This is a genomic window from Gordonia sp. UCD-TK1 (assembly GCF_001691435.1).
In the GTDB taxonomy this organism is placed as follows: Bacteria; Actinomycetota; Actinomycetes; order Mycobacteriales; family Mycobacteriaceae; genus Gordonia; species Gordonia hongkongensis.
In genome coordinates this window covers 1-24,379 of record NZ_LZMP01000031.1, presented here as the reverse complement: position 1 = coordinate 24,379, position 24,379 = coordinate 1, and the positions used below count along the sequence as shown (strand labels likewise).

Sequence of the window (24,379 nt, the reverse complement as noted above, 5' to 3'; positions counted from 1 at the left end):
AACAGCCGACGGTCCCGGCCCTCAGGAGCCGGGACCGTTCGACCGCCGGCCGGACCAGCACTCGACCTGGCCGATGACGGCGATGCTCGCGATAGGATCGGTGCCGATGAGCCGGAAGAACAAGCAGTCCCGCGGCGCCAAGCGGACCGAAAAGACGAAGAAGCGGGCCGCGCGCCGAAGTAGCAATGTGATCCCGATTCGCGGTCGCGACACCTCGGAGATCGACATGCTGATACGCGAGTTCGAACGTTGGCTGCCCAGTGTGGAATTCGAAGACGATCCGGACAAGCAGGCAGCCATCGTCGACGCCGTCAGAGCGCTGGACTTTGCCGTCGGCTACGCATTGCCAGACCATCGGCCCACCGAGTGGTCGCTCGAGGAGGTCGATGCGGCAATCGACTTCGCCGAGTACATGGAAGAGGAAGAGGACGACGCCTTACCGGCAAGCATTGCGGTCTTCGCACTGCGCTTGTTCATCGATTTCCTCGTCACCACTTCCAGGTGGACTGCAGCCATCAGCGCCGATGTCGTAATGGGGGCTTGCCAGCAATACCTCCTCGACTCCATGGGCGGGCTGAAGGTCGATGTAGACGACATCGACAGCTCCACCGAGCGCGATGCATTGGAATCGGTTCGGGTTTTGCAGCGGCTCGATGTGTTGATGGACTGGATCGGCCACAAACGGCCGGTGACGCCAAGTGGATGGCTCAAGCCGGCACTGCTTCCGGACCTATTGCATGCGCTGGAGATCGAGCCACCAGCAGCAGCACTCAAGGCAATGAAACATCATCGCGTTCTTGCTGAGATCTGGGAGCTCGCCCGGGATGCCCAGTTGATCGCAATCACTCCATCCCATGTCTACCCGGGCCCGGCGGCCGCGTCCTGGCGTGGATCAGAGTCGTTGACGACGCGACGCAGCACGCTGGCTGCGGCCGTCGGCAGAGCGTTGACCTCTGATTCGAGTGCAATGGCACAGTTTGTGGACGGAATCGTCGCGCGCGTCGTATACCACGGTCTGACGATCATGCCGTTTGCCGCCGATCGCTTCGCCGCCCTGCGCGATGACGGGCTGATCTCACCGGAGATGCCCAGGGCCCATTCTCGCATCGAGCACATCATCGAGGACGGGTGGCTCGTCCTCAACGAGGACGGTGACTACGTCGTCCCCGAGGGGTTGCGACCCGCTGTGTGGGACGGATTTCCGGAACGTCACATTCCGGAAAGCGGGGAGGCGACGACCATGATCACTGTGCGCGCCGAACTCGCCGGCGTCCGACCCAGAGTCTGGCGACGGATTCGAATACTCGCGTTGGTTCCATTGAACGAACTCCACGAAGTGCTGCAAGCTGCATTCGCCTGGAACGATACGCATCTCTACGCGTTCACGACTCCATGCTTCGGCCACGAGCACCGGTATCTATCAGACGAGGCGATGGGCACCGCACGGGCCGGCAGGTACACGGAGTCCGTCTTCGACTCGACTCTGGGTGAGCTGGTCGACGAGCCCGGCGACGTGGTGTCCTATGAGTACGACTTCGGGGACGGCTGGGAAGTGAGCATTGTCGTCGAGGCATTCACCCCGATGAATGACGGCGAACCGCCGGTGTCGATCGTCGCCGGCGGCGGAACCGCCCCTTTCGAGGATGTCGGCGGAGTTCCCGGATGGGCGGATTTCATCGAGGCCGTCAACGATGAGACGCACCCGCGCCATCTGGAATTACGCGAGTGGGCGGGCCTGACACCTGGTTCGGCCTTCGACCCGACGTCGTTCGACATCGATGTGGTCAGGCGCCGATTAGGCGTGTGATCCACAGCGGGCTTAAGCCGACGCGGCGGACCGGTTGGTTCGGCGTCGGACAGCAGCACCGATGACCGTGATCGGGTGATTGAGCAGCGTGGCGATCCGGCCGACGAGGGTGTTCGGATCCCGCGCGACCCCGAGCTGCATGAACATTTCCAGACGGTCGAAGTAGGCGCGCTCCGCAACCAGATCTGAGCCCGCGAAGGTGAACACCGCGACGATGGGCAGGTAGAGAGCCGACCCGTCGGGGCAAGTCCGCGGTATGGGCCCAGATGTGTTCCGCGAACTCGCGTCTCACAGATGACTCGATCGTCGTGATGGCACAGCGTCTCGGGATCGACATCGAAATGCATGTCCGGCAATGCGGTGAACAGTTCGTGATATGAGGCCGATACCGCGTCGTGGCCATCGGCGATCTCACCAGGCAACTCGGTACGTGCCGCGCCGTCTTTGAACGTCGCCAGCGTGGCAGCGACGTCGTGCCGATTCTCGGTCTCGAGATGCGCCAGAACGGTGGCCTCCCGCGTCGCGACGAGCGCTGCTGCATTCGGGTCGGTTGGGTTCATGAGGTCCCCGCAGTCATCGGCCCCGCCCCGAACAGCGGGTATGCGCAATCACGGTACCGGGCGGACGCAACGTGTGCGACCGAGATACGCCGAATGGACGACGAGCACGCCCGCCCGGACCGCCGACGGCTCAGCTGAGTCGCTCGTAGATCGTCGCGTTGGCCAATCCGCCTGCCTCACACATCGTTTGCAGGAGGTAACGACCGCCGCGCTGTTCCAGCGCGTTGAGTCCCGTGGTCGCGAGGCGGGCACCGCTGGCACCAAGCGGGTGGCCGAGCGCGATCGCACCGCCGTTGACGTTGACTCGATCCACGTCCACCCCGAACTCCCGCGACCACGCCAGGACCACCGGCGCGAACGCCTCGTTCACCTCGAACAGGTCGATGTCCTCGACACGCAAACCACTGCGTGACAGTGCCTTCCGCGTTGCCGGGATGATGCCGGTGAGCATCAGGAGTGGGTCGTCGCCGGCGACCGCGATGGTGTGCACCCGTGCGCGCGGACGCAAACCGAGTTCGACGGCCTTCTCCTCGCTCATCAGCAGCACCGCCGACGACCCGTCGCTGATCTGACTCGCACTCGCCGCGGTGATCCGCCAGTCGATCTCGGGGAACCGACGCGCGATCGCCTCGTCGTAGTAGGCCGGCCGCAGCCGGGCGAGGTCGTCGAGGTTGCCCCCGAGACGAATTCCCTCGTCTGACGTCAGCCCCGCGATGGGCGCGAGTTCGTCGTCGAAGAGTCCGTTCTTGGTGGCAGTGGCGGCGAGATCGTGTGACCGCAAGGAGAATTCATCGATCTCACGTCGCGAGATGGCCCAGCGGGCGGCGATCAGTTCCGCCGAGATGCCCTGACCCACGAGGCCCTGCGAGTATCGTTCGCCGAACGCCCGTCCGTTGAGATCGGCGGTACCGGCAACGGCCGAGCCCATCGGGATACGGGACATCGATTCGACACCCGCGGCGACCGCGATGTCGTACGTGCCCGCGATGATGCCCTGCGCGGCGAACGCGATGGCCTGTTGCCCGCTTCCGCATTGGCGGTCAACGGAGACCCCCGGCACGGATACGGGGTAGCCGGCGGCCAGGAGCGCGCGCCGCGCGATGTTGAAACTCTGCTCCCCCACCTGACTGACAACACCGGTGATCACGTCGTCGACGAGTTCGGGATCGACACCCGAACGGTCCACGACTGCTCGGAGGCTGTGCGCGAGGAGGTCGACGGGATGAACGTCATGGAGGGCGCCGGTGGGCTTGCCCTTGCCGATGGGTGTGCGAACAGCGTCGACGATGACCGCAGATCTCATGACTGATCCTCCGTCAGTGTGCGGATCGGAACGCAACCCGATCCGGATGATGGCTGACTTTTGTCTGCCAAAGTCAGGTCTACGCTCTGGCTATGATCTTGTCAAGTCAGGGTAGGCTGGGGGCATGATGCACCTGAAGGGCCCGCTGGCCGAACGCGACAGCTGGGAGGCGAGCGGCTGCTCGATCGCGAAGGCGATCGACCTGGTGGGCACCCGGTCGGCGATCCTCATCCTGCGGGAGGCCTTCTACGGCGCCACCAGGTTCGATCAGTTCAGCCGGCGGGTCGGGATCAGCGACGCGGTCGCGTCGGCCCGCCTGCGCGAACTCACCGAGGCCGGGATCTTCACCAAGGTCCCCTACCGCGACGCCGGGCAGCGCGAACGGTTCGAGTATCAGCTCACCGACATGGGCCGCGATCTGTTTCCCGTGGTGATGTCGTTGATGCAGTGGGGCAACGACCATCTGCAGCCCGACGGCCCGCCGCTCACCGTCACCGACCGAGCCCAGGCGCCCGTACGCGTGGGCGTCGTCGCCGAACCCACCGCGGTTCTCACACCCGAGGACGTCGAGGTGCAAATCGCCCGGCGCCGCCGCTGAGTCCGTGCCGGCAGAGAGGTCGCGATGATCCTCCCCACAGTGTTCGACCCCCGCTTGGTCACCATCCGTCGTGGCGGGACACTCACCGACGCCGATCACCACTTGCTGGCGCTCTGGGCGGCACGGTGTGCGGAGCACGTTCTGCCCTTGTTCGAGTCGGCACGGCCGGATGACGCTCGCCCCAGGGAGGCAATCGCGGCGGTCCGCGCGTGGACCCGGGGCGAACTGGCGATGATGGAGTCGCGCGCCGCCGGCGGACACGCCATGGGTGCCGCCCGCGATCTACGTGGCGCACCGCGGTTCGCCGCCTACGCCGCCGGGCAAGCGGCGGTGACCGCGCACGTCGCATCGCACGACCTCGGTGCCGCGGCGTACGCGATCAAGGCGGTCCGGTCCGCACACGGGGTCGACGCGGGTAGACACGAATGCGCTTGGCAGCGAAGACATCTCCCTGTTCGGGTACGCGAGTTGGTGCTCGACGACCAGCGTGCCCGCAATGACCTGTGCTGGCAGGTCTTCATCGACGATCGACATCAGGTCGGCAATCGGTGATTCGCGTTCACCGGGGTGTTCCTGTTACTGTCGCAGTCACGCTCCTGCGGTGCTGTAACCCGCATGTCGAGCCAGAGGCCGGGGTGATTACAGAAACCCCCGGTCTTGTCCAAACTTCGAAGGTCGTCCCGGTTTGCTGCCGCGACCACCGGGTACGCGTCTCGTCATGACCTTCCATCGTGGCGTCGTCCCCGGCATCCACTGGCTCGAGTACGCCTACACGAATCAGTACCTGATCGAGGACCAGGACCGGCTGATCCTCGTCGACTGTGGACTCCCCCGTTCGTACGAACCCCTCGTCAAGGCCATCCGGGAACTCGGCCGTGACACCGATGCCGTGACCGACCTGATCATCACGCATGGTCATTTCGATCACGTCGGCACCGCGCGCCGCCTGGCGCGCGAGTGGCGGATCCCGGTCCACGTCCATCGCGACGATGCGTGGCTGGCGTCCCATCCCTACCGCTACGCGCATCAGAACGCGACCAGATTCGGAGTGCCCCTTCGTCATCCGCGTTCGCTACGCCTGCTCGGACGCATGGCGGCGGCCGGTGCGTTCACGGTGCGCGGCGTCGATCACCTGGATGTGACGCCTTTCGGCGATGATGCCCTGCTCCCCGGTGGCGCGCAGGTGGTGCCGACTCCCGGTCACACCTACGGCCATGTGTCGCTGCACTTTCCATTGCGCGACGCGGTCATCGCCGGCGACGCGCTCGTCACCCTCGATCCGTACACCGCGGCGACCGGCCCGCGCATGATCGCCGGTTCCGCAACCGCCGACCTCGATCGCAATCGGGCGTCGCTCGACGCGCTGGCAGCGACGGACGCGAAGTCTCTGCTTCCCGGGCACGGAGTGCCGTGGCATCACGGGGTGGCCGTCGCGGTCGACCGGGCGCGTCAGACCAACGGCTGACACGTCGGACGGCCGGCCGTCGGATCACGAGCCGGACAGCGGGACGGGCCGACGCTTTCCGCATCGGCCCGTCCGGCCATCGCCGATCGTCCGGCTACTCGGACGCGGTGCGACGCAGCTTGGTGTTGACGAACTCGCCCATGCCCCAACGCCCGAGTTCGCGACCATAGCCGGACCGTTTCACCCCGCCGAACGGAAGGCCGGGCAGCGTGGTGCCGTGTTCGTTGACATACGCCATGCCGACTTCCAGCTGATCGGCGACCTCCTCGGCCTTGCCGATGTCACCGCTCCACACCGAGCCGCTCAATCCGAACTCGACATCGTTGGCGAGCGCCACGGCGTCCTCCGGGGAGGACACCTTGTAGACCATCGCGACCGGCCCGAAGATCTCCTCGGAGTAGGCGTCCATGTCCGGGGTGATGTCCGTCAGCACAGTGGGTTCGAAGAAGGCTCCGTCGCGCTCCAGCGGCTTCCCACCCGTCCGCAGGGTGGCGCCCTGTTTCACCGCGGTCTCGACCTGTTCGGCCACGGTGTCGCGCGCCGACAGGGACGACAGCGGACCCATCTGAGTGGAATCGTCGGACGGATCACCGACCACCGTCGACTCGAACTGCTTGACCACACCATCGACGAAGTCGTCGTACAACTCGTCGAGAACGATGAACCGTTTCGGCGAGTTGCACGCCTGGCCCGCGTTCGACAGCCGTGCGCCCGCCGCGATCTTCGTCGTGCGTTCCATGTCGGCGGAGTCGAGCAGGATGAACGGGTCCGAACCGCCGAGCTCGAGCACGGACTTCTTCAGGTTCTCCGCGGCAACCTTTGCCACGGCTGCACCCGCTTTCTCACTGCCGGTGAGCGATACACCGCGTATCGCGTTGTGCGCGAGCAGGTCTGCGATCTGATCACTGCTCGCGTACACGTTGATGTACGCGTCGGCAGGGACACCCGCGTCGTGCAGGATCTCAGCCATCAGCGCCGACGACGCCGCGCAGATCGACGCATGCTTGAGAATGACGGTGTTGCCGGCCAACAGGTTCGGCGCGACGAAACGTGCGACCTGGTAGTAGGGGTAGTTCCACGGCATCACGCCCACCAGTGGTCCGATCGGCGCGACCTGCACGATCGACGCGTCCGCGCCCTGCGGGTCGAGGGCCTCGGTCTCGAGCAGATCCGGTCCGTGCTCGGCGTACCAGCGATAGATGTCCGCGGCCAGCTGGACCTCTCCCGCCGCCTCCTTGGCGGGTTTGCCCATCTCGGTCGTGATGACGGCCGCGAGCTCATCGGCTCGCCTCTCGTACTCGTCAGCGGTCCGGGAGAGAATTGCGGCCCGTTCGGATGCCTCGGTCGCTCGCCACTCCTGGTATGCCGCGAGTGACCGTTCGGCCACGCCGGCCACCTCGTCGTCCTTCAGTCCGGGAAATTCCCGTTCGGTCGTACCGGTGGTCGGATTCGCGGTGACATATGTGCCCATCAGAGCACCTACCTTCCTCTGTCGTGTGAATCCCGACTGTCCACAGCCCGGGATCATTCGGGTACCCGGGTCCCTGTACGCAAAACCTCGGTCGTCGGCGCGCTTCGGTCACACGGCGGCCCCAGACCTGCTCTAATGGGTCCGCGGTCCGTGTCCGGACCCGTGATCGACCGACACGCGGCGAATGCCGGACGTCGACCTGGGGGTGGGTCGCCGGTCGTGACGGCAGTGTCCGAGGGGGAACGAAGAGTGTCACGCTGGCAGCGAGCCGCAGGGCTCGGTTGTGCATTTCTGATCGCGGTCGTCGCGAGCGTCTCGACGGGGCAGCCGGCGGGAGCGACCCCGCCGAGGCTCGGCGACTCGGCGCGGATCCTTGCGGTGTCCTCGGAGACGGCGACACGCACGACGATGACCGTGTATTCCGCCGCCATGAAGCGGCCCGTTCGGGTGAGCGTGCTCGCCCCCCGCGAGCGGACCGGCCCACGGCCGACCGTATACCTCCTCGACGGGATCGACGGTGGGGTCTACACCAGCTACACGCAGAGCGGGTGGACCTTTCAGACCGACATCGCGCGCTTCGTCGCCGACAAGAAGGTCAACGTGGTTCTGCCCATCGGGGGTACGGGCTCGTACTACACCGACTGGCGCCGAATCGATCCCGTCCTGGGTCGGAACATGTGGGAGACCTTCCTGACCGAGGAACTCCCTCCGCTGGTCGACGGACGCTTCCGGGGCAACGGACGGAACGTGATCGGCGGGCTGTCGATGGGGGCGTTGGGCGCGATGTCCATCGCGGTCCGCAACCCAGATCTCTACCGGGGTGTGGTCGCCTTCAGCGGGTGCCTCGATCAAGGGTCGCCGGAGTTCCGGCAGGCGACCGCCACATCGGTCACGACGAGAGGCGGGAACCCGGAGAACATGTGGGGCCCGCTCGATCACGACAACTGGGATGCCCACAATCCCGCCGGTCACGTGTCCGCGCTACGCGGTAAGCCCGTGTATGTAGCGGTCGGCAACGGTCTGCCCGACCCGGCCCTAGGGCTGGCCGGGCTGGCCTCACCCGTCGGAGGCGTGCTCGAGGGCATCGTCGCCCGATGCACCGAGAGCTTCAAGCGTCGCGCAGACCGAGCCGGGGTCGACATCACCTACGACTTCCGTGCCGGTCTCCACTCGTGGGGCTACTGGAACCAGGATCTGCACCGAGCCTGGCCCACGATCGCCCGGGCACTGAAAAGCGCGGGCTGACGCGAGCGTCGGCGTCAACGCGCGCTTTTCCTCTTCCGAATCAACGAGACATCCTCGAGTGCCCGTTTTCGCTCACGACGTTCCTTGAGTTCTTGCCGCCGCTTTTTCGAGCTCGAATTCCTTTCCGCCATTTATCCTCGAATCGGTCGTGGTCTACAACGGTTCGCTCCCGCTCTCCTTCGTGACCATAGCCCAGAAATGGCAGAAGTCCAGCCCGTCCGATCTGATGCCGACTTGCCGACTTCATACGTTGTCACACAGTACGTTTCATTTACTGTGGGCCTGCGAAATGCGCCGGACTGGCTTTTATTTTTTTCTGGGCTAGAGTCCATGGCACCGGTCGCAGATGGCCGGTAGCAGCGAAAGGAAGAGTGGCCGTGAATGCGGTTGTGATGGAGTGCCGAATACGCGTGTGTGGCTCCCCCGGTCGGGTCAGAGAATTCGTCGAGCAAGCGTCGACTCGCGCGCACGACGCCTTTTCCCACCCCGCCAGGTGTTCGGTTGTCGTCGAGGAGTCGGAGTCGTTGCTCCTCCGACGGCAATGGCACCGCGAGAACGACGTGGACGTGTTCGGGGTACCGGAGGGGCGGGATGTGTGCTTCGGTTTCGCGGACTCGTCCGGACGACTGACCGTCGCGAGACTCGAGAGCCTGTCACGCGACATCCTGGCCCACCTCGAACTGGATCCGTGGGTGTCCGACGACGCCGAGTCGGTGCCTTGGATCCTGACGCTCACCACTGGTGCCGATCCGACGTCCAGGCATGAGATCGTGACCCGACATCCGTCGCTCCAGGTGCGACGACCTGTTCTGGCCCGCGCGTGATCCGCGCATAGCGGTGCCCGACCGGACTGCTCCGCAGGTGAGCGGGTCCGACCACCTCACTGCGGACACACCGCGGTCGTCGTCCGACGGACCGGTCTGCGGTCGAATTCCTGTCACTCGATAGGGTGCGGGTGGCGGCGTGCTCACCTGGGCACGTCGCCGTCCCACACCTACGGAGAAGGAAGTGGTCGCCATCGTGCTCGACGAGAAGATCAGCGATCTGTACGCGCAGGTTGTTGCGCGGAACCCTGGGGAGGCCGAGTTCCACCAGGCCGTCCGGGAGGTCTTCGACAGTCTGGGTCCGGTCTTGGCGAAACATCCCCACTACGCGGACGCCGGGATCATCAAGAGACTGACGGAGCCCGAGCGCCAGATCATCTTCCGAGTGCCGTGGGTCGACGACCAGGGACAGGTGCAGATCAACCGCGGGTTCCGGGTCGAGTTCAATTCCGCACTCGGCCCCTACAAGGGCGGCCTTCGATTCCACCCCAGCGTCTACCTGGGCGTGGTCAAGTTCCTCGGGTTCGAGCAGATCTTCAAGAACGCACTGACCGGGCTCCCGATCGGCGGCGGCAAAGGCGGCGCCGACTTCGATCCCAAGGGACGCTCCGACGCGGAGATCATGCGGTTCTGCCAGTCGTTCATGACCGAGCTCTACCGCCACATCGGCGAGTACACCGATGTACCCGCGGGTGACACCGGCGTCGGCGGTCGCGAGATCGGTTATCTCTTCGGCCAGTACAAGCGCATCACCAACCGTTACGAGTCCGGCGTGCTCACCGGCAAGGGACTCGCCTGGGGTGGGTCGCAGGTCCGCACCGAGGCGACCGGGTACGGCGTGGTGTTCTTCGTCCGCGAGATGCTCGCCGCGGCCGGTGATGATCTCGACGGCAAGACCGTGGTGGTCTCGGGCTCGGGCAATGTGGCGATCTACGCCATCGAGAAGGTGCAACAACTCGGCGGTCGCGTGATCGCGTGCTCGGACTCCGGGGGCTACGTCGTCGATGATGCCGGTATCGACCTCGAACTGCTCAAGGAGATCAAAAACGTTCGGCGCGGCCGTATCTCGGATTACGCCGACGCCCGCCGCGGGTCCGCCCGTCACGTCGACACCGGATCGATGTGGAGTGTGCCCACCGACATCGCCATCCCCTGCGCGACGCAGAACGAACTGAACGGGGTCGACGCCACTCAACTGGCGAAGAACGGATGTCGCATCGTCGCCGAGGGCGCGAACATGCCCAGCACCCCCGAGGCGGTGCGCATCTTCGCAGACGCCGGCGTCGGCTTCGCCCCGGGCAAGGCCGCGAACGCGGGCGGCGTCGCCACGAGCGCACTCGAGATGCAGCAGAACGCTTCTCGGGATTCGTGGACGTTCGCGCACACCGAGGACCGATTGTCGGAGATCATGACGGCCATCCATGACCACTGCCTGCACACGGCAGACGAATACGGGGCGCCGGGCAACTACGCGACCGGTGCCAACATCGCGGCGTTCACTCGCGTGGCCGACGCGATGCTCGCACTCGGTCTCATCTGACCCGATTCGGACGCCGACTCGCTTCCTCTTGACCTTCAGGTTGGTCGAAGCCGGATGATCTGCGATATGCCCTCCGTTCCCGAAGTCAGCGAACTCGTCCCGATCGGCGCGTTCGCGCAACGCACCGGTTTGACCGCGTCCGCGCTGCGGTTCTACGACGACTCGGGGTTGCTCACCCCGGCCGCCGTCGACGCGTCGACCGGATATCGCCAGTACAGCGCGTCGCAGGAGCGGCACGCGATCGCACTCCGGCGACTCCGCGAGATCGGGATGTCGCTCGCCGACATCCGCACGGTCCTCGCCGCCGAGCCGGGTACCGCCGGCGGACTGATCGACGAGCACGTGCGGACCGTCGCAGCCGATGCCGATCGGATTCGGCGCGAGGCCAGGACGATCAAGATGTCGATCGCCGCGGAGTCGAGAACGCTGTGTGCGGCCGACCTCCGTGATGGTCTGTCCGACCTGGCACGGGGCGGCGTCGTCGTCATCGACGCCGTGGCCGGCGCAGTTCGATTCCGGCTCGACGGTCGGGACGATCTATGGTGCCGCCTACTCGACGGGCCGTTTCCCGCGCACCAGGTGATGATCGAAGCCCTGCCCACGGTGACCATGCGTGCGAGTGTCGCGAAAACCGCTGTGTTGCAATCGTTGGAGCGCTGTGCAACCGACCGGGTGCACCTGGACTTCACGTCGGCGGCGCTCACACTGAGCGACGCCTCGTCGGCACAACTCGCCGTCGTGCCAGCCGAGACCTGCGGCCCCCCGATCGCACTGTGGTTCGAGGTCTCGACGCTCTACCCCGCGGTCCATGTGTCGATCGGGGCCGAGATGAWGATCGACGTCCGCAATCGGGACCTCCCGATGACGATTCGGTCCGCAGACGGCGGCGACCTCACCACGGTCGTCATGCCGGTTTCCCACAGCCGCCACAATKACTGAGCAGCAGAGGATCCCCGGGAGTGTCGGGATCCGACGCCTGAGCGACGGGGCAACGAGCTGCCGCTCAGGTCACGACGATCGACGCCGTACCATCTCGGCGATCCAGACCGGCGCATACGGCGAAGTACAGCCCGGGGAGGTCGGGTAATCCTCCAGCACTCGCAACCGCTGACCGATGTCGATTGCACGGGAACGGAAGTCGGGATTCTCGATGCCGATGGTCGCCAGGCATGTGTTCATCGCCCACTGCAGGCGTGGCGGTGCGTTCCCCATGTCGGACTCGATGGTGTCGAGCAACCCGGCCGTGTCGAGGTCACCGGGCTTCTTGACCACTCGATCAGCGGTCAGGGCCCATCCCGCCGCGGCGACACCGGGCTCGGCGTCGGCCATCCACGACCTCCGCAACTCCTCGGCATCCGGACTCTTCTTGACGACGTAGTTGACGAGCCAATCGTGGACCTTCGGCCGGTCGACCTCGCGGATCATCGTGTCGAGCTGCGCGGGGTCGAACGCCCGCGGGCGACAGATCAACAGTGCGAGCAGACGCGGCGCGGTGTCGCCCGTCGCCCACAGCTCTGCGGAAAGTTCGGGCTGCGTTCGCAGTCGTTTCGCGATCGCCCTGAGCTTCGTGAGATTGACCCCGTGGTCGTCGCCGTGTTTCTCGTTGACCGCTCGGATCCGCGGGTCGTCGAGACTGCGGAGCTCGCCGAGGACGTCGGCGAGAGTCTGTTGGATGTCGGACATTCCGGTCATGATCCCCTCTGGAAGTGCGCACACAGCCTACGACGCTCGATGTCGCCGCGGGTTGTGTGCTCATCAAGCCGGAGGGCCCGCCAGTATCCGCACGTCGGCGACGTCGTACTCGGCAACGAACGCCGACCGGATCGCCCGTGACTGGTCCTCGCCGACCCCGTCGCCACGGAAAGCCTCGACCGCCGACTGCGAGTCCCAGCGCTCGAAGATGTTGATCCGGCCGGGGTCCATCGAGTCCGCGGAGATTGCGAAATCGAGACACCCCGGTGCCCGACGGGCGGCACCGACCACCTCGTCGCAGCCGGCGATGTACGCCGCGCGCTGGTCCGGGTCCACTCGCAGACTGCCGGCAACGATCACCATTGGTTGCTCCTCCATCGATACTCCGGTGCACCGGTGTCCCGGCGCGAGACGTCACCGCTGTGGTGAGGGCGCCAGGAGTGCAGACCGGCACGACCCGGCGAACTCATCGCTCACGATCGACGTGGCCGCGCGACGCCGCGCCACGGCCTACTCTGATCGAATGGCTTTGGTTCTGGGTCCGATCCTCCGGCACGTCGGCGAAACCTCCGCGCTGGTCTGGGTGCAGACCGACGAACCCGGCGAGGTCGAAGTCCTCGGCTGTGCGACCCGGACGTTCGAGGTGTCCGGTCATCACTACGCGCTGGTCGAGGTGAGCGGCCTGGTGCCCGACACGGTCTCGGAGTATCAGGTCCGCGTCAACGGCGCCCTCGAGTGGCCCCTCCCGGACACCGAGTTCCCGCCCAGCGTCATCCGGACCCGGGGACCGGACACCGCGGACCGGCACCGGTTCGTCTTCGGGTCCTGCCGGTATCCGCGGGCCGAGGACCCCAAGCTCGACGAGAAGCTCGGACTCGACGCGTTGGACTGCTACGCGGTCCGGATGCGCCACCTCCCGGTGGAGGAGTGGCCGGACACCCTCATCCTGCTCGGCGATCAGGTGTACGCGGACGAGCTGACCCCGCAGGTGAAGGAGTCGCTGGAGTCGAGCCGGGCCTCGACCGCCGGACCGTCCGACGAGGTCGTCGACTTCGAGGAGTACGAGGGACTGTATCGGCACACCTGGGGAGACCCCGAGATCCGATGGATCCTCTCGACCGTGCCGACGGCCATGATCTTCGACGATCACGACATCCGTGATGACTGGAACACCTCGGACACCTGGCGTCGGCAGATGAGTGAGAAGCCGTGGTGGCAGGACCGGATCCGCGCCGGCCTCGCGTCGTACTGGGTGTATCAGCACCTCGGCAACCTCTCCCCCGCCGAACTCGCCGAGTCCGAGGACTACCGCCGCGTCCGCGAGATCGACGGTGACTGCTGGCCCCACCTGGTCGAGGTCGCGGATCGCGCCGACCGGGAAACCGACGGAACCAAGGGTGTCCGGTTCAGTTTCCGGTGGAACCTGGGCAACACCAGGCTGGTCATGATCGACTCCCGCAACGGTCGCATCCTGTCCGACGGAACACGAAAGATGGTAAGTGACAACGAATTCGATTGGGTAGAGAGCCAGGTCGACGACGACATCGAGCGACTCGACCACCTGGTCCTCGGCTCATCACTGCCGTGGTTGCTCCCGCCGGTCATCGGTGATGCGGAGACCGTGAACGAGATCGGCGCCCGGCGGCCGGGCCGTCGTGGACAGCTGGCCGAGAAGATCCGGCAGGGTGCCGACCTCGAGCACTGGCCGGCCTTCTTCGATTCCTTCGTCCGGCTCAGCGAGATGATCCGGCAGGTTGCGGCGCGCGACCCCGGGCCGGCGACGGTCAGCGTGCTGTCCGGCGACGTCCACCACAGCTATGCCGCGCGTGCGACTTTCCCGGACACGACGAGCGCCGACGTCCACCAGCTCGTGTGTTCGCCGGTGCACAACGCGATCCCGCCGTACATCAAGGTGGTGTTCCGGCTGGGGTGGTCGAATCGGCTCGCCGCGGTCGTCCGGCGCTGGGCGCGTCGTGGTGGCTCGCCCGAACTGCCCGTCGCCTGGCGAAACACCCTGGGCCCGCTGTTCGGCAACACCATCGCGACGCTCTCGGTTCAGGGACGCTTCGCCGAGGTCACTTTCGAGCAGCCCGACCTGGACGGGACCCTGGGTAGAGCCGGAAATATCTGTCTGACATCGGAATTCGTGGCAACAGAGCGCACATAGCGCGCATTGTTGCTACGAAACCCCTAGTCCAGACAGAACTCGTTGCCCTCGGGGTCGCGCATCACGATGTGCCCCTCGCCGAGCGGAGGTGCGGGGTCGTGTCGTTCGCCCCGGGTCGCACCGAGTCCGACGAGCCGGTCGGCTTCGGCCTCGAGAGCGCGCATCCGGTCGTCGCCACTCAGGCCAGGGGCAGCACGGACGTCGAGGTGCACCCGGTTCTTCGCCGTCTTGCCCTCGGGTACGCGTTGGAAGAACAACCGTGGCCTGCGCTCCTCCGGGTCGATAACGGCCGAGGCGTCGTTCCGACGCTCCGGAGGCACACCGAATGCGTCGAGCGCCGCCTCCCAGCTGTCGAATCCGGTAGGCGGGTCCTGGAGCCGGTAACCGAGCACCTCGGCCCAGAATGCGGACAGAGCAGCCGGGTCACCACAGTCGAAGGTAAGTTGAAAGTCGGTTGTCATGCGTCCACTGTGCGACACGACGAGGACAACCCGGGTCCTCGATCGTGAAAATCAGCGCAGACGTTCGCCGTACACCCGGTCCACGGACATGACCATCAGGACGCGGCGATCGGCGACCATGACCCTGCGGTATTCGTCCCAGTCCGGGTGCTCGCCTGCCGCCTTGCGGTAGTAGTCGACGAGCGCCTCGACCTCGGGCCCGTCCGGTTCGGTGCCCGGGCCGATCAACGTCACAGTGCCCTCGGCGGTCGCCCACGTGTAGCGATCGGGCCCGGTGATCTCCAACGCGGCGCGCGGATCGCGTYGGAGGTTGGCGGTCTTGGCCCGGCCCTCGGTCATCGAGACGTAGATGGTCCCGGCGTCGCGGTCGTAGAAAGGGGTCACCGGGGACAGCTGTGGTAGTCCCGAGGACTTGATCGTGGCGAGGACGCCGACTCCGCCTTCGGCGAGAAGATCACGAGGGTCATACGCGGGTTGGTTCATGCCTGCGGCAACCCGGCGTGCGTGCAGGCTATTCCGGACGGGCCGCACACCCCGGGGCATGGCTCCCCGATCCGTTGCGACATTCTTCAGATCTTGTGTCTTTACACGTACGATCGTCGACATGCATGTGCGCGAGATCCTGACCACCACGCCGACGACGACCGCCGAGGCCCTCGACCTGTTCGACTCCGCCCCCGCGATCGAACCGGACTTCATGATCGGCACCTGGCGCGGCGCCGAGCTGCCCACCGACCACCCGTTGGACGGCTTCCTCGCGGCCAGCGGCTGGTGGGGCAAGCAATTCGTCGACGCCGAGACCGTCCACCCCCTGCTCTTTCCGACACGCGACGGTTCGGCACTGTGGGCCATGAACCCGGCGATCGCTTTCGGCGGTTTGGGGATCGCCGAGAAGGCACCCGGGGTCAAGTCGTTGTCGCTGGGGACGCCGATCGCCGCGACCCGCCTTCTCAGTCAGACCCGACGAGCACGGGCCCGGCTGCGCACCACCCGGTACCGCGGCACGGACACCGCGACCATGTCCTACGATCAGCTGCCGATCAACGACGTCTTCCACCGTCTCTCCGATGATGCCGTCCTGGGCGCGATGGACCTGAAGGGGTCGCCGAAGCCGTACTTCTTCGTGCTCCGCCGCGACGACTCACTCCGCCTCGTCGGCCACTGATCCTCGTCGGTCACTGATCCTCGGCGACGCGAGGACGGCGCCGACGAACCATGAGCCGGCGAGCCGGCGGAGGCGTTCAATGGGTAGATGGACACCTCACCCACCTCCCACCTCCGCCGGGGTGCCGTCGCGGTCGCTGCGGGCGCCCTCGCGGGCGCCGTGACACTGGCCGCACCCGGGACCGCCCAGGCTGCACCGCCGATGCCGTCCGGGTATTACCGCGGCGACGTCACCAGCGCCCCGATCGCCGACACGGTGTGGTTCGGCAAGAACTTCACGGGTTCGCGAGTCGTCAACAACACGGCGATCGGGTGGGCCTTCCCCGGCGCGGTGTACCCCGGGCGTTCCGTGCAGGACGGTGCACCGGTCATCGTCGTCGACTACTCGGGAACCGCCGTGGAATTCGTGCGTGACGAGCTTCGAGCCGACGGCCGCGGCGGTTACTGGGGCCGCGCGCTGAACGGCACCACCGAGCTGCTGCGCTTTCACTTGACGCGCTGACCGTGGGAGACGGGCAACCACGGCGGAGACTTCGGGTTCGACGCCTTCGTCGGCTCACAGCTCGGCGAGCGCCGAGCGGATCTCATTGGTGGCCGCGACGGCTTCACGGAGCGCGATCCGCGCCTCGGCCCGGCCCTGTTCCGCAGTCGAGAGTCGTTGCCGCGCGAACCGCAGCGATTCTTCGCAACGAGCCAGCTCGGCCCGCAACTCCTGAGCCCGCCGGACGATCTCGTCGACCTCCGACGAAGCCCCGTCCACAGTTCGGGAGGCGGCGTCGAGGTCGGATCGGGCCGTTCGCTCCCCTGTCTCGGCCTCGGCCAGTCGGGCTTCGAGGTCCCGTCGACGACGCTCCGCTTCGTCAGACGCCGTGTGGTCCGAGTCGTCGGCGACATCCCTCTCGGCACCCACTCTGTCGGCACCGTCTGTGACCGCGCCGCTGGCCTCGGACTCGTCCGCGTCTGGTTTCTCTGACGGCTCCGGGACGACGAACACGCCGGCGGGCCCGAAGCCGCTGTATTCGGCGGATGCGATGAGGTTTCCCCGCAACACCTGCTCGAGCACTTCCGGGTCGGCCACCGCGGCTCGCAGTGTCTGCGTGACCTCGCGAATGGCACTGTCTGCCAGCGGCACTCGCAGATCTGCGGCCGTGGCGGCGACCGCGGTCACCGACTCGTTGATCAGATCCTGACGGCGTCGCGACAACGTCTTCATCTTGTCGACCGCCGAGCGGCGCTGGGCCGCAGTCAAATCCGACGCCAACCCAGCGATGAGGGCACTGTCGTCGGGGTGCGCGCGAACCCATTGGTTGATGGCCCATGCAGCTTGCGTGGGCCGACGCAACTTCGCGATCCGCCCCGCCAGGTCACGGTCGCCGTCCGCTTTGATCTCCCGAGCGAGTTCGTTCCGGCGTGTCACGAACGCCGCCGGCGCCAGACCGTACAGCTCGTCGACGATCTCGTCGTACGGGGTCATGGGGCTGCCCGAGCGGTGGTCGGCGTCGCTGTCCGCATGAGCAGATACTACGACGGCGCCCGTGACGGCCACCTCACTTCGCCTTCTTAACTTGAATCATTCCAGATAAGACTGCACGATGGTCACCATGCTCACCGACGAGGACTGCGCCCGGCACCTGCGCGCCGCCGGACTGCGGGTGACCCGTCCGCGCATCGCGGTCATGCAAGCCGTCCGAGCACATCCTCATGCGGACACCGACGAGGTCCTCCGAATCGCGCGCGAACGGTTGCCGGAGGTCTCGCAGCAAACGGTGTACGACGTTCTGGGCGTACTGACTTCGGCCGGTCTCGTGCGACGCATCCAGCCGTCCGGCCATGTGTCTCGATATGAGTCACGCGTCGGGGACAACCATCACCACGTGATATGCCGTACATGCGGATCCATCGGGGACGTCGACTGCGCAGTCGGCGAGGCCCCGTGCCTGACCCCGTCCGACGACCGGGGTTTCGTCATCGACGAAGCCGAGGTCATCTATTGGGGTCATTGCCCCGACTGCATCCCCGAACCCAACCGACCCGCTCCGGGCGCCGGCCCCGACCGATAGACCCCCGACCACGACGCTTTCCTCCCCTGCGATCACCGACCCGGCGATCGCAGTTCTCACCGTGCCCGAAAGGAAACCCCGCATGGCGCAGCAAGACCACGAGCCCATCCGCGACGCGAAGGAACATCCCCCGATCGCCGAGGCGAACACCGAGCCCGCCGCGGGCGGTTGCCCGGTCGCGCACGGTCGGCTCACGCCGCCCACCCAGGGCGGCGGCAACCGCGACTGGTGGCCCAACCAGCTGAATCTGAAGGTGCTTCAGCACAATCCGGACGTCGCGAATCCGATGGACGCCGACTTCGACTACGACTCGGCGCTCGCGGATCTCGACGTCGAGGCGTTGCGCGCCGACCTGACCGCCTTGATGACCGATTCGCAGGACTGGTGGCCCGCTGACTTCGGCCACTACGGAGGTCTGTTCGTCCGCATGTCCTGGCATGCCGCGGGTACCTACCGGGTGCAGGACGGGCGTGGCGGTGCCGGAGCCGGAATGCAGCGATTCGCCCCGCTCAACAGCTGGCCGGACAACGCCAACCTGGACAAGGCGCGCCGCCTCCTGTGGCCGATCAAGAAGAAGTACGGCACGGCACTGTCCTGGGCCGACCTCCTGGTCTTCGCCGGGAACGTCGCCCTGGAGTCGATGGGGTTCACCACCGCCGGCTTCGCCTTCGGGCGCGTGGACGAGTGGGAGCCCGACGAGGTGTACTGGGGCCCCGAACTCGAGTGGCTGGCGGATCAGCGGTACTCGGGCCACCGCGAACTCGAGACACCGCTTGCGGCAGTGCAAATGGGGCTCATCTATGTGAATCCGGAAGGACCGAACGGCAATCCGGACATCCTCGCGTCCGCGGCCGACATCCGCGAGACGTTCGCGCGGATGGCGATGAACGACGTCGAGACCGCGGCCCTGATCGTCGGGGGCCACACCTTCGGCAAGACCCACGGCGCCGGTGACGCCGGCCTGGTGGGTCCCGAACCCGAGGCCGCCGCCGTCGAGGACGCCGGTCTCGGCTGGACCAGCTCGCACGGCTCCGGCAAGGGCGCGGACACGATCACCAGCGGCCTCGAGGTGATCTGGAATCCGACCCCGACCCGATGGGACAACGCTTTCCTCGAGACTCTCTACGGCTACGAGTGGGAGCTCTACAAGAGTCCGGCCGGAGCCAACCAGTGGCGTCCGAAGGACGGCGCCGGAACCGGTACCGTCCCCACGGCATTCGGCGACGAGAAGACCCACCCGTCGATGCTCACCACCGACCTCGCGATGCGCTACGACCCCGGTTTCGAGAAGATCACCCGGCGGTGGCTCGATCACCCCGAGGAACTGGCGCACGAGTTCGCCAAGGCCTGGTTCAAGCTCCTGCACCGCGACATGGGACCCGCCGTCCGGTATCGGGGTCCGCTTGTTCCGACCGAGACATACCTGTGGCAGGACAATGTCCCGGCGCACGAGGGCCCACTCGTCACCGATGCCGACGTGGCAGCCTTGAAGGCGACGCTCCTCGACTCGGGACTGACTGTGGCGCAACTCGTGAAGACCGCGTGGGCGGCGGCGTCGAGCTTCCGTGGCAGCGACAAGCGCGGCGGCGCCAACGGCGGCCGGATCCGGCTGCAGCCGCAGGCATCGTGGAAGGTCAACGAACCCGACGAGTTGGCCACCGTGATCCGCACCCTGGAAGCCATCCAGGATGCGTTCACCGGCGAGGCCGGCGCGAAAGTCTCCTTCGCCGACCTGGTGGTCCTCGGCGGCACGGCAGCAGTCGAGAAGGCGGCGCGGGATGCCGGAGTCGAGATCACGGTGCCGTTCACCCCGGGACGTACCGACGCCACCCAGGAGGAGACGGACGCCGATTCGATGGCGCATCTCGAGCCCACCGCCGACGGGTTCCGCAACTACGTCGGCAAGACCAGTGGTCTCCCGGCCGAGTTCGCCCTCGTCGACAAGGCGTCGCTGCTGACTCTCAGCGCCCCCGAGATGACGGTGCTGGTGGGTGGACTCCGGGTGCTGGGCAACAACTTCGGCGGCTCGACGGCCGGCGTCCTGACCGACCGTCCCGGCGTCCTCACGAACGACTTCTTCGTGAATCTGCTGGACATGTCGACGGCCTGGTCGGCGTCGGAAGGCGAGAACCTGTACGTCGGGCGCGATCGCGCCACCGGCGAGCAGACCTGGACCGGCACTCGCGCTGATCTGGCGTTCACGTCGAACTCACAGCTGCGCGCCCTGGCCGAGGTCTACGCGGCCGACGACGCAGTGGAGAAGTTCGTGAACGACTTCGTCGCGGCCTGGGACAAGGTGATGAACCTCGACCGGTTCGAACTCTGAGCGAGACCGGTTCATCGTCGAAGCACTCAGATGCGGCGGCGGCACCCTTCGTGGGTGCCGCCGTCGTGGCGTTTCGCATCACCCGGCGCACAGGGACATCCGGAACTATGCTGGCGCTTTCCCTCCGTGGCGGGTGACTGCCTCGAGACGAAGGTGAGGATGACGACGATGTCCGGCGAACACAGGTCCCTGGGCCACATCCGACTGACCTCACACAGCGGCGGGGTCGACGCCCCGCCCATCCACTGGGGGGCGGCCACCGCGGCGGAACGCGGTCCCGTCATCGGGACGACGGGCACACGTGCGCATCGCAATGTCATCGGCACCCACAGCGGCTCCTACAGCGTCTATCGCGCACTGGCCGTCGCCGCCGGCGCCCTTGCACGAGAGCACCGAGCCGATCTCACCAACACCTCGCCCACCGACCACATCGGACCGTATCCACAGTGGGGCGATCCGCGCGCGATCGTCTCGCTGGATCCCTGGGGTGCGACGGTCGCCGAGAGTTTCCCCGACGAGATCGCTCGCGGTTACGACATCCGGCCGACCATCGCGGTGACCAAGGCGCACGTCATCCTTCCCGAGATCGCCGAGGCGATCGAGAAGGGCCGTCTGGTCCCCGACGGTGAGGTTCTGCTGCCGAGTGGCGCGGCTCTGGTCACCAAGGCGGCCGTGGAACCGGTGTGGCATCTTCCCGGCGTCGCCGAGCGGTTCGGCTGCTCCGAGGCCGAGCTGCGCCGGGTGTTGTTCGAGGAGACCGGCGGCATGTATCCCGAACTCGTCACGCGGTCGGATCTCGAGGTGTTCCTCCCGCCGATCGGCGGGCAGACGGTCTACATCTTCGGCAACGCCCGCGACCTCGCCGACCCCTCGGTGGAACTCACCGCACGGGTGCACGACGAGTGCAACGGCTCCGACGTGTTCGGCTCCGACATCTGTACGTGCCGTCCATATCTGACGCATGCAATCGAGGAGTGCATCCGCGGCACCCAGCGCGGCGGCGTCGGCTTGGTCGCCTACTCCCGCAAAGAGGGACGCGCCCTCGGCGAGGTCACCAAGTTCCTGGTGTACAACGCCCGTAAACGCCAACTCGGCGGTGACACCGCGGACCAGTACTTCGCCCGCACCGAATGCGTTGCGGGCGTACAGGACATGCGGTTCCAGGAGCTCATGCCCGACGTCCTGCACTGGTTCGGGATCACCAGGATCCATCACCTGGTGTCGATGTCGAACATGAAGTACGACGCCATCACCGGCTCGGGTATCGAGGTCGGCGAACGGGTCAACATCCCCGACGAACTGATCCCCGCCGACGCCCGCGTCGAGATCGACGCGAAGATGGCTGCCGGTTACTTCACGCCCGGACCCGTGCCCGATGCCGAACAGCTGCGACAGGTCAAGGGCCGGGGCTTGTGATGACCGGTGCACCAGAGGTGGAACTGTCCGCCTCACAGGCCGCCCGGTTGCTGCGCTCCACCGCCACCGTCCGGAGCCGGTCGCGGCAACTCCTCGAACGGGCGCGGGCCGGCGAGTCGTCGTGGTTCATCGTCCACGACGATGCGCGGGACGCGGCAGCTGACATCGTCGTGGAAACGACTCGGTTGCGATATCCCGACGGAGACATCCCTTTTCACAGCAGGTGGCGACATTTCGAGGCAGGCGGTATCGACCGCCTCGGCGCTCTCGACGCCGCCTTGCCCCCGGCCGGCTCGGCGGAGCGAACCCGCGCGCTCATCGACGTCGTGCTGGTCAGCGTTCTCCTCGATGCCGGCGCCGGACCCGAGTGGTCGTTTCGGGAACGGTCGAGCGACCTGGTTCTCACCCGGTCCGAGGGGCTCGGCGTCGCGAGCTGGGTGGCGTTCTGCGAGGGGGTGTTCTCGAGTGACCCGGCCGATCCCCTGCGGGTCGACGCCGCCGGTCTGGGCCGCGTCACGGCGGACACTCTCGGCGCGGCCTTCCAGGTGGGTCCCGACAACCCGCTCACGGGCCTGCCCGGGCGGGTCGATCTCCTGCGCCGCCTGGGCGAGGTGTTGTCGAGCCGCCCCGAGATCTTCGGACCGGCCGCCCGGCCGGGCGGCCTGTTCGATCACCTCACCCGCGGTGGTCGTGCGGAGGTGCCCGCGGTCGACATCCTGAGCGGGGTACTCGAGTATCTGGGCCCGATCTGGCCGTCGGACAACACGATCGACACCCACCCACTGGGCGACTGCTGGCATCACGACGCCGTCGTCGGCCCGGGCCTCACCGCCGGCTGGGTGCCGTTCCACAAACTGTCCCAGTGGCTGACCTATTCGCTTCTCGAACCGTTCCGCTGGGCCGGTGTCCAGGTGACCGGACTCGACGAGCTGACCGGCCTCCCCGAATACCGCAACGGTGGCCTTCTCCTCGACTCGGGTGTGCTCGCGCTGCATGAGGAGGCCTGGGCGGACCGGGAGTGGGAGGTCGGCGACGAGCTCGTCGTCGAATGGCGGGCGCTCACCGTCGCCCTTCTCGACGAGATCGCCGACCTCGTACGCGACCGCCTCGACGCCGATGCAGCCTCGATGCCCCTGGCCTGCGTGCTCGAGGGTGGCACGTGGGCGGCCGGCCGCGTGCTCGCGAGCCGACTTCGCGATGGGTTGCCGCCGTTGACGATACGCAGTACCGGCACTGTTTTCTGAGCCGACCACCGACCGAGAGGAACCCATGGGCAGCGTCGCCGTCATCGACCATCCGCTGGTCCAACACAAACTGACCCTGATGCGTCGCAAGGAGACGTCGACCAACGACTTCCGCCGTCTGCTCGACGAGATCTCGATCCTGATGGCGTACGACGTCCTGCGTGACATCCCGATGCACGAGATCACCATCGACACACCGCTCGAGACCACCACCGCCCGGGTCATCGACGGCAAGAAGCTGGTGTTCGCCGCGGTCCTGCGGGCCGGCGCCGGTATCGCCGACGGCATGCTGACCGTGGTTCCCGGCGCGCGCGTCGGACACATCGGCCTCTACCGCGACCCGAAGACCATGGTCGTCGTCGAGTACTACTTCAAGATGCCGTCGGAGCTGTCCGAGCGTGATGTCGTGATCGTCGATCCGCTTCTGGCGACCGGGCATTCGGCGGTCGCCGCGATCGACCGGATCAAGGAGTACGGTCCGAAGTCCATCAAGTTCGTCTGCCTGCTCGCCTGCCCGGAGGGCATCGAGGTGCTGCATCGCTCACACCCCGACGTGCCGATCTTCACCGCGGCGGTCGACCGCGAACTCGACGACAACGGCTTCATCCGCCCCGGACTCGGTGACGCCGGCGATCGCATCTTCGGAACCGCGTGATCTCRAGAACAGGAAGGAGCCCCGCTCCCTGAGGTGCGAGCGAAGCGAGAGGGTCCTATAGCTTGTCAAGTGCTCCGAGGTCAGTGGTGAGGTCGCGGAACACTTCGCGGGCGATGTAGCGCTTGAGGCAGCGGAGGATGTCTTTCTTCGTTTTGTGTTCGGCGGAACGTCGCTCGACGTAGGCGCGGGTGGGGGCGTGGGATTTCATGCGTCCGACCGCGATCATGTGCAGAGCACTGTTGGCTTGCCGGTCCCCGCCCCGGTTGAGTCGGTGACGGCTGGTTTTGCCTGAGGATGCCGGTAACGGGGCGGCGCCGACGAGTTTGGCGAACCGTGCCTCGGTGCCCATCCGCTCGACGTTGTCACCGGCGGTGATCACCA

The 24,379-nt window shown here is 66.6% G+C and carries 25 protein-coding genes and 1 pseudogene; 16 read left to right on the top strand and 10 right to left on the bottom strand.

The genetic code is table 11. The features are described from left to right. Nucleotides 1–106: 106 nt before the first annotated feature. Nucleotides 107–1,807: a plasmid pRiA4b ORF-3 family protein gene (locus A9310_RS17040; protein WP_175401162.1), complete on the top strand. Its 1,701-nt coding sequence runs from the start codon at nt 107–109 to the stop codon at nt 1,805–1,807. Between the two features lie 12 nt (nt 1,808–1,819). Here the strand turns inward: A9310_RS17040 and A9310_RS17035 are convergent, their stop codons facing one another. The 3 genes and pseudogenes from A9310_RS17035 to A9310_RS17025 form a co-directional block, all read right to left on the bottom strand. Beyond that, nucleotides 1,820–2,014 carry a hypothetical protein gene (locus tag A9310_RS17035; RefSeq protein ID WP_065631650.1) on the bottom strand — a complete coding sequence of 65 codons (195 nt, stop codon included), beginning with the start codon at nt 2,012–2,014 and terminating at the stop codon, nt 1,820–1,822. 35 nt (nt 2,015–2,049) lie between these two features. Continuing rightward, nucleotides 2,050–2,367, bottom strand: a pseudogene (locus tag A9310_RS26630) (nuclear transport factor 2 family protein); the annotation flags it as partial. 130 nt (nt 2,368–2,497) lie between these two features. Continuing rightward, complete coding sequence (locus tag A9310_RS17025) at nt 2,498–3,670, bottom strand: acetyl-CoA C-acyltransferase (protein ID WP_065631648.1); 1,173 nt, start codon at nt 3,668–3,670, stop codon at nt 2,498–2,500. A gap of 124 nt (nt 3,671–3,794) precedes the next feature. Here A9310_RS17025 and A9310_RS17020 point away from each other — a divergent pair, with 124 nt between their 5' ends. The 3 genes from A9310_RS17020 (at nt 3,795) to A9310_RS17010 (ending at nt 5,733) form a co-directional block, all read left to right on the top strand. Continuing rightward, nucleotides 3,795–4,268, top strand: a complete 474-nt coding sequence (locus A9310_RS17020; protein ID WP_065631647.1) for a helix-turn-helix domain-containing protein — start codon at nt 3,795–3,797, stop codon at nt 4,266–4,268. 24 nt (nt 4,269–4,292) lie between these two features. Then, a complete protein-coding gene (locus A9310_RS17015; RefSeq protein ID WP_065631646.1) occupies nt 4,293–4,820 on the top strand; it encodes a putative immunity protein in 528 nt (175 codons plus the stop codon). A gap of 166 nt (nt 4,821–4,986) precedes the next feature. Next, nucleotides 4,987–5,733: an MBL fold metallo-hydrolase gene (locus A9310_RS17010; protein ID WP_058253485.1), complete on the top strand. Its 747-nt coding sequence runs from the start codon at nt 4,987–4,989 to the stop codon at nt 5,731–5,733. A 94-nt stretch (nt 5,734–5,827) separates the two neighbouring features. Here the strand turns inward: A9310_RS17010 and A9310_RS17005 are convergent, their stop codons facing one another. Beyond that, a complete protein-coding gene (locus tag A9310_RS17005) occupies nt 5,828–7,204 on the bottom strand; it encodes an NAD-dependent succinate-semialdehyde dehydrogenase (protein ID WP_065631645.1) in 1,377 nt (458 codons plus the stop codon). Between the two features lie 249 nt (nt 7,205–7,453). On the opposite strand from A9310_RS17005, the gene A9310_RS17000 reads away from it, so the two are divergent. From A9310_RS17000 to A9310_RS16985, 4 genes are all read left to right on the top strand, one after another. Then, nucleotides 7,454–8,449: an alpha/beta hydrolase family protein gene (locus A9310_RS17000; RefSeq protein ID WP_058253487.1), complete on the top strand. Its 996-nt coding sequence runs from the start codon at nt 7,454–7,456 to the stop codon at nt 8,447–8,449. Between the two features lie 524 nt (nt 8,450–8,973). After that, a complete protein-coding gene (locus A9310_RS16995) occupies nt 8,974–9,273 on the top strand; it encodes a hypothetical protein (RefSeq protein WP_083207427.1) in 300 nt (99 codons plus the stop codon). A gap of 184 nt (nt 9,274–9,457) precedes the next feature. Continuing rightward, entirely contained in the window at nt 9,458–10,813 is a 1,356-nt protein-coding gene (gdhA, locus tag A9310_RS16990; protein ID WP_065631644.1) for an NADP-specific glutamate dehydrogenase, read from the top strand. 66 nt (nt 10,814–10,879) lie between these two features. After that, on the top strand, nt 10,880–11,752 hold the full coding sequence (locus tag A9310_RS16985; RefSeq protein WP_065631643.1) for a MerR family transcriptional regulator: 873 nt from the start codon (nt 10,880–10,882) through the stop codon (nt 11,750–11,752). A gap of 69 nt (nt 11,753–11,821) precedes the next feature. On the opposite strand, the gene A9310_RS16980 is transcribed toward A9310_RS16985, so the two are convergent. Both A9310_RS16980 and A9310_RS16975 read right to left on the bottom strand, forming a co-directional pair. Beyond that, entirely contained in the window at nt 11,822–12,505 is a 684-nt protein-coding gene (locus A9310_RS16980; protein WP_065631642.1) for a DNA alkylation repair protein, read from the bottom strand. 63 nt (nt 12,506–12,568) lie between these two features. Beyond that, nucleotides 12,569–12,868: a putative quinol monooxygenase gene (locus A9310_RS16975; protein WP_065631641.1), complete on the bottom strand. Its 300-nt coding sequence runs from the start codon at nt 12,866–12,868 to the stop codon at nt 12,569–12,571. A gap of 160 nt (nt 12,869–13,028) precedes the next feature. Between A9310_RS16975 and A9310_RS16970 the strand changes: the two genes are divergently transcribed. Continuing rightward, nucleotides 13,029–14,672, top strand: coding sequence for an alkaline phosphatase D family protein (locus A9310_RS16970; protein WP_065631672.1), 1,644 nt, complete (start codon nt 13,029–13,031; stop codon nt 14,670–14,672). Between the two features lie 23 nt (nt 14,673–14,695). Here A9310_RS16970 and A9310_RS16965 read toward each other — a convergent pair whose 3' ends face one another. After that, on the bottom strand, nt 14,696–15,133 hold the full coding sequence (locus A9310_RS16965; RefSeq protein ID WP_058253494.1) for a VOC family protein: 438 nt from the start codon (nt 15,131–15,133) through the stop codon (nt 14,696–14,698). A gap of 51 nt (nt 15,134–15,184) precedes the next feature. Then, nucleotides 15,185–15,616, bottom strand: coding sequence for a PPOX class F420-dependent oxidoreductase (locus A9310_RS16960; RefSeq protein WP_065631640.1), 432 nt, complete (start codon nt 15,614–15,616; stop codon nt 15,185–15,187). A gap of 121 nt (nt 15,617–15,737) precedes the next feature. On the opposite strand from A9310_RS16960, the gene A9310_RS16955 reads away from it, so the two are divergent. Together A9310_RS16955 and A9310_RS16950 are read left to right on the top strand one after the other, a co-directional pair. Then, on the top strand, nt 15,738–16,298 hold the full coding sequence (locus A9310_RS16955; protein ID WP_065631639.1) for a GXWXG domain-containing protein: 561 nt from the start codon (nt 15,738–15,740) through the stop codon (nt 16,296–16,298). Between the two features lie 87 nt (nt 16,299–16,385). Beyond that, nucleotides 16,386–16,799 carry a hypothetical protein gene (locus A9310_RS16950; protein ID WP_254661284.1) on the top strand — a complete coding sequence of 138 codons (414 nt, stop codon included), beginning with the start codon at nt 16,386–16,388 and terminating at the stop codon, nt 16,797–16,799. Between the two features lie 54 nt (nt 16,800–16,853). Here A9310_RS16950 and A9310_RS16945 read toward each other — a convergent pair whose 3' ends face one another. Next, on the bottom strand, nt 16,854–17,771 hold the full coding sequence (locus A9310_RS16945) for a hypothetical protein (RefSeq protein ID WP_065631638.1): 918 nt from the start codon (nt 17,769–17,771) through the stop codon (nt 16,854–16,856). A gap of 127 nt (nt 17,772–17,898) precedes the next feature. Here A9310_RS16945 and A9310_RS16940 point away from each other — a divergent pair, with 127 nt between their 5' ends. The 5 genes from A9310_RS16940 to upp all read left to right on the top strand — a co-directional run bounded on the left by A9310_RS16940 (nt 17,899) and on the right by upp (nt 23,998). Then, on the top strand, nt 17,899–18,357 hold the full coding sequence (locus A9310_RS16940) for a Fur family transcriptional regulator (protein WP_065631670.1): 459 nt from the start codon (nt 17,899–17,901) through the stop codon (nt 18,355–18,357). Between the two features lie 82 nt (nt 18,358–18,439). Further along, nucleotides 18,440–20,683 carry a catalase/peroxidase HPI gene (katG, locus tag A9310_RS16935; protein ID WP_065631637.1) on the top strand — a complete coding sequence of 748 codons (2,244 nt, stop codon included), beginning with the start codon at nt 18,440–18,442 and terminating at the stop codon, nt 20,681–20,683. A 168-nt stretch (nt 20,684–20,851) separates the two neighbouring features. Next, nucleotides 20,852–22,099, top strand: a complete 1,248-nt coding sequence (locus tag A9310_RS16930; protein WP_058253522.1) for a GTP cyclohydrolase II — start codon at nt 20,852–20,854, stop codon at nt 22,097–22,099. After that, on the top strand, nt 22,099–23,343 hold the full coding sequence (locus tag A9310_RS16925; RefSeq protein WP_065631636.1) for a URC4/urg3 family protein: 1,245 nt from the start codon (nt 22,099–22,101) through the stop codon (nt 23,341–23,343). Before A9310_RS16930 ends, A9310_RS16925 begins: the two co-directional genes overlap by 1 nt. A gap of 25 nt (nt 23,344–23,368) precedes the next feature. Beyond that, nucleotides 23,369–23,998, top strand: coding sequence for a uracil phosphoribosyltransferase (gene upp / locus A9310_RS16920; RefSeq protein ID WP_058253501.1), 630 nt, complete (start codon nt 23,369–23,371; stop codon nt 23,996–23,998). 55 nt (nt 23,999–24,053) lie between these two features. On the opposite strand, the gene A9310_RS16915 is transcribed toward upp, so the two are convergent. Then, nucleotides 24,054–24,379, bottom strand: a 326-nt coding sequence (locus A9310_RS16915) for a transposase (RefSeq protein ID WP_175401138.1), incomplete at its 5' end; no start/stop codon positions are given.

Coding starts and splice junctions, on each gene's coding strand:
- A9310_RS17040 (WP_175401162.1), top strand. CDS start 107: ATGAGCCGGAAGAACAAGCAGTCCCGCGGCGCCAAGCGGACCGAAAAG.
- A9310_RS17025 (WP_065631648.1), bottom strand. CDS start 3,670: ATGAGATCTGCGGTCATCGTCGACGCTGTTCGCACACCCATCGGCAAG.
- A9310_RS17020 (WP_065631647.1), top strand. CDS start 3,795: ATGATGCACCTGAAGGGCCCGCTGGCCGAACGCGACAGCTGGGAGGCG.
- A9310_RS17015 (WP_065631646.1), top strand. CDS start 4,293: ATGATCCTCCCCACAGTGTTCGACCCCCGCTTGGTCACCATCCGTCGT.
- A9310_RS17010 (WP_058253485.1), top strand. CDS start 4,987: ATGACCTTCCATCGTGGCGTCGTCCCCGGCATCCACTGGCTCGAGTAC.
- A9310_RS17005 (WP_065631645.1), bottom strand. CDS start 7,204: ATGGGCACATATGTCACCGCGAATCCGACCACCGGTACGACCGAACGG.
- A9310_RS16980 (WP_065631642.1), bottom strand. CDS start 12,505: ATGACCGGAATGTCCGACATCCAACAGACTCTCGCCGACGTCCTCGGC.
- A9310_RS16975 (WP_065631641.1), bottom strand. CDS start 12,868: ATGGTGATCGTTGCCGGCAGTCTGCGAGTGGACCCGGACCAGCGCGCG.
- A9310_RS16970 (WP_065631672.1), top strand. CDS start 13,029: ATGGCTTTGGTTCTGGGTCCGATCCTCCGGCACGTCGGCGAAACCTCC.
- A9310_RS16965 (WP_058253494.1), bottom strand. CDS start 15,133: ATGACAACCGACTTTCAACTTACCTTCGACTGTGGTGACCCGGCTGCT.
- A9310_RS16955 (WP_065631639.1), top strand. CDS start 15,738: ATGCATGTGCGCGAGATCCTGACCACCACGCCGACGACGACCGCCGAG.
- A9310_RS16950 (WP_254661284.1), top strand. CDS start 16,386: ATGGACACCTCACCCACCTCCCACCTCCGCCGGGGTGCCGTCGCGGTC.
- A9310_RS16945 (WP_065631638.1), bottom strand. CDS start 17,771: ATGACCCCGTACGACGAGATCGTCGACGAGCTGTACGGTCTGGCGCCG.
- A9310_RS16940 (WP_065631670.1), top strand. CDS start 17,899: ATGCTCACCGACGAGGACTGCGCCCGGCACCTGCGCGCCGCCGGACTG.
- katG (WP_065631637.1), top strand. CDS start 18,440: ATGGCGCAGCAAGACCACGAGCCCATCCGCGACGCGAAGGAACATCCC.
- A9310_RS16930 (WP_058253522.1), top strand. CDS start 20,852: ATGTCCGGCGAACACAGGTCCCTGGGCCACATCCGACTGACCTCACAC.
- A9310_RS16925 (WP_065631636.1), top strand. CDS start 22,099: ATGACCGGTGCACCAGAGGTGGAACTGTCCGCCTCACAGGCCGCCCGG.
- upp (WP_058253501.1), top strand. CDS start 23,369: ATGGGCAGCGTCGCCGTCATCGACCATCCGCTGGTCCAACACAAACTG.